The sequence below is a fragment of the Cellulomonas biazotea genome (genome assembly GCF_004306155.1).
Lineage (GTDB): Bacteria > Actinomycetota > Actinomycetes > Actinomycetales > Cellulomonadaceae > Cellulomonas > Cellulomonas biazotea.
In genome coordinates, this window is sequence record NZ_BIMR01000019.1 from 1 (window position 1) to 6411 (window position 6411).

The following is a 6411-nucleotide window of genomic DNA, read 5'->3' on the forward strand; positions in this document are numbered from 1 at the left end:
TCGGGAGGGTGGCGGCGCGGACGCGCGCGAGCTCTGCCGCTCCGGCGTCGCGCGCGGGGGCGGGGCCGGGGGTCGTCGGCAGCACCAGCAGCGCGTCGGTGACGACCGCGCGCAGGTCGGCCCGCAGCCGGTCGAGGTCCGCGCGGGCGCGTGCCTCGTCGGCGGCGGTGACGGCAGCGGCGGCGGCGAACCGTTCCGCGAGCGCCGGTCCGAGCGCTCCCGGGTGGGCGGTGACCCACGGCCCGTCGACGCGCCACGCCTCGGCGCCCTGCACGGTGCGGAACGCGTCGAACCAGCGGTCGAGCGGGCCGACCTCGACGGTCTCGACGTCGGCGACCCCGGCCGCGCGCCACCCGTCGAGCAGCGCCGCGAAGGCGTCCGCCACGGACGGGTCGGCGGCCGCGACGACCTCGGCCGGGACACGCAGCCGCAGCCGTCGGCCCGGCGCCAGGACCGGATCGCGTCCGGAGCCCGGGGCGAGACCGGGCCCGCCGGGCGGCCCGAGGCACCACGACGCGACCGCCGCGAGCGTCGCGGCGTCGCGGACGAGCCACCCGACGGTGTCGAACGACGACGCGAGCGGCAGCATCCCGTCGCGCGGCACGAGCCCGTGCGTCGTGCGCAGCCCCCACAGCCCCTGCCACGACGCGGGGACCCGGATCGAGCCCGCGGTGTCGCTGCCGAGCCCGACGTCGACCTGCCCGGTCGCGACCGCGCTGGCCGGACCCGACGACGACCCGCCCGGCATCGCGCCGGGGGCGGCGCCGTTGGGCGGCGTCCCGTAGTGCGCGTTGTCCCCGACGACCGAGTACGCGAGCTCGTCGGTGCGGGCGATCCCGCGCACGGACGCGCCGCCGCGCAGCAGGTCGGCGACGGCGTGCGCGTGCTCCGGCTCGGTGCGGGCGTCCCGCAGCCACGTCGGGTTGCCTGCGCCGACGCGGTGGCCCGCGACGGCGAACAGGTCCTTCACGGCGACGGTGAGCCCGCGCAGCGGACCCTCCGGCGCACCAGCGACGAGCGGGTCGCCGACCGTGCGCCAGACGGCACCGTCCAGGGCGGACGGGCCCGACCCGTCAGGCACGGACGGCGCCCGGCCCGGTGCCGCGCTCACCGCGATACCCGGTCGAAGTCAGCCTTGCGGATCCGTGCGTGCACGCCGCAGACCCGGTCGACGACCTGCGAGATGTCGAAGTCCGTCGCGGCGGACAGGTACGCGTACGCGAGGTGCTCGTCGAGGCCCCACCGGGCGTGCAGCAGCCGGATCGCGGCGCGCACGCAGCGGCGGACCGCCTCGTCGAGGTCGGGGTGCAGCCCGGTCGGCACCAGGTGCTCGGCGGTCTCGACGAGCGGCCCGTCGACCTCGCCGAACCGGGCGACGGCGTCGGCGCGCGGAACCCGGTCGACGCGCAGGGTCACGCGCAGCGACGCCTCGAGCGCGGTGAGCGCGACCTCGCCGTCGCCCTGCGCGAAGTGCGGGTCGCCGACGTACAGCAGCGCCCCCGGGACCTGCACGGGCAGGTAGAGCGTGGCGCCGACCTGCAGCAGGTTGACGTCGATGTTGCCGCCGTGCGGCCCGGGCGGCACCGAGTGCGGGCGCTCCCCGCCGGGCACGGCCACCCCGACCAGGCCGAGGAACGGCCGCAGCGGGAACGTGACGAGCGGCTCGCCCCCGTCGTGCACGGGCAGGCACCCGACGGGCCCGTCGGCGGTCTCGCGCACGGGCACGAACACGCTGACGGCGTCCTCGCCGCGGGGCAGCTCCCCGGGCAGCGCCCCGCGGCCGTGCCGGTTCGAGATCACCCCGTACGGCACGCGCGGCGTCGTCTCCAGGACGGTGACCGCCAGCAGGTCGCCCGGCTCGCACCCGGCGACGCGCACCGGCCCGGTGACGACGTGCGGGCCGTCGTCAGGCCCGTGGGGCACCTGGGCGGCGATCGCGACGGCGTCGCCCAGGACGTCGGCGGCGTCGACGCCGTGCCGCCCGAACCACGCGACGGGGTCACGCCCCTGGTCCTCCAGCAGGCCCTCGTGGCTGACGGTGTCGACCGTGAGCTCCGTCCCCGGCTCGACGTGCAGCACCGGGGCGTCGTCGCCGCACGGCAGGCGTCCCCAGAGCACCGTCGCGGGCGTCGACGGCAGGTGGACGGCCCCCCGCACGGTGCCGGTGCCGGGCTGCAGGACCGTCATGCCGCTCCTCCTCGTCGACCGCCACGCGGGCCCTCGCCGTGAGCTCGGGCCGCCGCGGACGGAGCGGCCGCCGCGCCTAGCATGACGCCGTGACGCCGCGCCCCCAGGATGCCGCCCGGACCCACCTCGTGCTCATGCTCGCGCTGACCTTCACGACGGGCATCGTCGACGCGGTCGGCTACCTCGGCCTGGACAGGGTGTTCACCGCGAACATGACGGGCAACGTCGTGATCCTCGGCATGGCGCTCGCGGGCGCGGACGACCTGCCGGTGCTCGGCCCGGCCCTGGCGCTCGGCGGCTTCCTCGCGGGTGCCGCACTCGGCGGGCGGGTGCTGCGGACCGCGCCGCCCGGGTGGGCGCACCGCTCGACGGTGACGTTCGGCGCGACCGGCGTGGTGGCCGTCGCGCTCGGTGTCGGGGCCGTCGTACGCCCACCGGACGAGGGCGAGGCGTGGGCGCTGGTGGTCACGACGCTGCTCGCCGTCGCGATGGGGCTGCAGGCCGCGGCGGCACGACGCCTCGCGGTCAAGGACGTCACGACGGTCGTCGTCACCTCCACGCTCACCGGGCTCGCGGCGGACTCGCGCCTCGCCGGTGGGGAGGGCGGCGGCTGGGCGCGACGGCTGCTCGCGGTGGTCCTGATCCTCGCGGGTGCGGGCGTCGGAGCCCTGCTGCTGCGCACGGGCGACCAGGGTGTCGGGCTCGGCCTGGTCGTCGCGGGTCTGCTCGCCCTCGCGTGCGCGTGGGTGGGCCACGCCCGCCGCGACGCGGACCGCCCCGCCTGACGCCCGCTCAGGCACGCGACCCCGCCGGCGGCAGCATCCGGCCGGTACCGGGCCGCACGACCCGCGCGTCAGCGACGACGACCTCGCCGTGCAGCCAGACGGTGCGCGGCACCCCGACGAGCGCGGCCCCGTCGTAGGGGGTGTCGGGGTTGCGGTGCTCGAGCGCGCGGGCGTCCACGACGAACGGCTGCTCGGGCGCGAACGCGACGAGGTGCGCGGGCGCCCCGACGGCGATCACACCCCGGTCGTCCAGGCCTGCGACGCGCGCCGGCCCGGTCGTGAACGCCGGGAGCAGCGCGTCCAGCGGGACGCCCCGGGCGCGCGCGGCCGTCCACACGACGGCCAGTCCGAGCTGCAGGCCCGCGACACCGCCCCACGAGAGGCCGAAGTCGCCGCCGCGCACGTGCTTGAGGTCGGTCGTGCTCGGCGAGTGGTCGGACACGACGGCGTCGACCGTGCCGTCGAGGACCGCCTCCCACAGCAGGTCCTGGTTCGCCGCGTCGCGGATCGGCGGGCAGCACTTGAACTGCGTCGCGCCGTCGGGGACGTCCTCGGCGCGCAGCGTCAGGTAGTGCGGGCACGTCTCGACGGTCACCGGCAGCCCGTCGGCCTTCGCGGCCCGCAGCAGGGGCAGCGCGCCCGCGTCGGACAGGTGCAGCACGTGCACCCGCGCCCCCGCGCGTCGCACCCCGTCGAGGACACGCGCGACCGCGACCCGCTCCGACGCGGGCGGTCGGGACGCGAGGAAGTCGGCGTACCGCGGGCCGAGCGCACCGTCGGGACCGGGGGCCGGGACGAGCGACGCGGGGTCCTCGGCGTGCACGACGAGCACGGTCCCCAGGGCGGCGACCTCCGCGAGCGCCGCACCGAGCTGGGCGTCGTCCAGGTGCCCGAACTCCTCGACGCCCGACGGCACGAGGAACGCCTTGAACCCCCGCACCCCGGCGGCGTGCAGCGGGCCGAGCGTGCCGAGGTTCTCCGGGACGGCGCCACCCCAGAACGCGACGTCGACCGTGAGCCGCCCGGCGGCGGCCGCGCGCTTGGCGTCGAGCGCGGCGACCGTGGTCGTCGGCGGCACGCTGTTGAGCGGCATGTCGACGAGCGTCGTGACGCCGCCGGCGGCGGCGGCGCGCGTCGCGGACGCGAACCCCTCCCACGCGGTGCGCCCGGGATCGTTGACGTGCACGTGGCTGTCGACGAGCCCGGGCAGCAGCACCTCGTCGTCCGCGAGCGCGTGCACGTCCACACCCGCCGGGACCGGGCCCGGGCCCACGACGTCGACGACGTCGACGACGCGACCGTCGCGCACGTGCACGTCCGCGGCCCGCCACGCGCCGTCGACCCAGGCGCGCGCGGCACGCACCACCCGGTCCGTTCCCGTCGCTCGCATGGCCGCTGTTCTACCAGCCCCGTGTTTCGGGCCGACGCCGCCCGCCCGACATGTGCGCGTCACCCACCCGGAGTACGGTGCGCGGCGCACCTACCGGTGCGTACCACCTCACACAGGAGGTCTCAGGCATGCGGATCGACGCACGGAGGCGCGCAGGGCTGCGCGCCGGCGGGGTCGCGGCAGCGGCCGTCCTCGCCCTCACCCTCGCCGCTCCCGCCACCGCGGGCGACGCGACGGACCACGGGCGCGGCGGCCAGGACCGCACGTACTCGTTCACGGTCATGGGCACGAGCGACCTGCACGGCAACGCCCTCAACTGGGACTACTTCAAGGACGCCGAGTACGACGACAGCGCGCACAACGACGTGGGCCTGGCGAAGATCTCGACGCTCGTCGACCAGGTCCGCGCGGACCGGGGCGCGCGCAACACGCTGCTCGTCGACGCGGGCGACACGATCCAGGGCACGTCGCTCGCCTACTACTACGCCAAGGTCGCCCCGATCACCGAGGGCGGCGAGCACCCGATGGCCGCGGCGATGAACGCGATCGGCTACGACGCCGCCGCGCTGGGCAACCACGAGTTCAACTACGGCATCCCGCTGCTGCGGACGTTCGAGAAGCAGCTCGACTTCCCGCTGCTGGGTGCCAACGCCACATCGGTGCGCACCGGCCGCCCGGCGTTCGCGCCGTACGTCATCGAGACCCTGCACCCGCGGGGCGGCAAGCCGGTGCGCGTCGGCATCCTCGGCCTCACCAACCCGGGCGTCGCGATCTGGGACAAGGCGAACGTCGAGGGGCAGATGCAGTTCGGCGGGCTCGTCGAGACCGCGAAGCGGTACGTCCCGGAGATGCGCCGCAAGGGCGCCGACGTCGTGATCGTGTCCGCCCACTCGGGCGCCGACACGTCGTCGTCGTACGGCGACACGCTGCCGTTCCCGGAGAACGCGGCGACGCTCGTCGCGGAGCAGGTGCCCGGCATCGACGCGATCCTCGTCGGGCACGCGCACCAGGAGATCGCCGAGCGCGTCGTCACCAACACGGCGACCGGCCGCCCGGTGGTCCTCTCCGAGCCGCTGCGCTGGGGCATGCGGCTGTCGGTGTTCGATGTCGACCTGTCGTTCCACCGCGGCCGCTGGAGCGTCGAGGGCGTGGACGCCCAGGTGCTCAACGCCAACACCGTCCCCGAGGACCCGCAGATCGTGGAGCTCCTCGCCGACGAGCAGGCGACCGTCGTCGACTACGTCAACAGCGTGATCGGCACGTCGACCGAGGCGATGTCGGCCGCGACCGCGCGCTACGAGGACACCGCCGCGCTGGACTTCATCAACCACGTCCAGGCGCAGGCGGTGCAGGCGGAGCTGACGGGCGCCGACGCGGCCCTCCCGGTGCTGTCCATCGCCGCCCCGTTCAACCGCGAGGCGGCGATCCCGGCCGGCGAGGTGTCGGTGCGCGACGTCGCGGGGCTGTACATCTACGACAACACCCTGCTCGGGATCAAGCTCACGGGCGCGCAGGTCAAGGCGTACCTCGAGAAGTCCGCCGAGTACTTCAAGCCGGTGACGGCCGCGGGCACGTACCCGGCCTCCGCGCTGACGAACGCCCCGACGGCGACCGCGCCGAACGGCACGCCCGACTACAACTACGACGTCATGCGCGGGCTCGACGCGCCGCTCACGTACGACGTCGACCTCGGGCAGCCCGTCGGCAGCCGCATCACGGGTCTCGCCTACGACGGCGTCCCGGTGGGTGACGCGCAGGAGTTCGTCATCGCGATCAACAACTACCGGCAGTCGGGCGGCGGCAACTTCCCCGGCGTGACGACGGCTCCGGTGCTGGTCAACCGGCAGGTCGAGATCCGCCAGCTGCTCATCGACTGGGTGACCGCGCAGCAGGTCATCGACCCCGCGACGTTCACCGCGACCAACCCGGACTGGCGCCTGACGTGGATGGGCGAGCCGCTGACCGTCACGCCGTGACGGCCGTTTGACGGCCGGTTGACGGCCAGTTGACGACCGGTGGTGCGGTCGCGTCCGCGCGGCGCGACCGCAC

At 75.9% G+C, this 6411-nt stretch carries 5 protein-coding genes; 2 read left to right on the plus strand and 3 right to left on the minus strand.

What is annotated here, in order from left to right; genetic code table 11:
* Both CBZ_RS01945 and CBZ_RS01950 read right to left on the minus strand, forming a co-directional pair.
* The coding region (locus tag CBZ_RS01945; RefSeq protein ID WP_246012958.1) for an amidase family protein at window positions 1-1111 on the minus strand (1111 nt) is incomplete at its 3' end.
* Window positions 1108-2187, minus strand: a complete 1080-nt coding sequence (locus CBZ_RS01950) for an acetamidase/formamidase family protein (protein WP_130779939.1) — start codon at window positions 2185-2187, stop codon at window positions 1108-1110. The genes CBZ_RS01950 and CBZ_RS01945, both read right to left, overlap by 4 nt.
* A gap of 89 nt (window positions 2188-2276) precedes the next feature.
* Between CBZ_RS01950 and CBZ_RS01955 the strand changes: the two genes are divergently transcribed.
* Entirely contained in the window at window positions 2277-2972 is a 696-nt protein-coding gene (locus tag CBZ_RS01955) for a YoaK family protein (RefSeq protein ID WP_246012959.1), read from the plus strand.
* A 7-nt stretch (window positions 2973-2979) separates the two neighbouring features.
* On the opposite strand, the gene allB is transcribed toward CBZ_RS01955, so the two are convergent.
* Window positions 2980-4362 (minus strand): allantoinase AllB, encoded by a 1383-nt coding sequence (allB, locus tag CBZ_RS01960; protein WP_130779940.1) that lies wholly within the window; start codon window positions 4360-4362, stop codon window positions 2980-2982.
* A 128-nt stretch (window positions 4363-4490) separates the two neighbouring features.
* On the opposite strand from allB, the gene CBZ_RS01965 reads away from it, so the two are divergent.
* Window positions 4491-6338 carry a bifunctional metallophosphatase/5'-nucleotidase gene (locus CBZ_RS01965; RefSeq protein ID WP_130779941.1) on the plus strand — a complete coding sequence of 616 codons (1848 nt, stop codon included), beginning with the start codon at window positions 4491-4493 and terminating at the stop codon, window positions 6336-6338.
* Window positions 6339-6411: the final 73 nt, after the last annotated feature.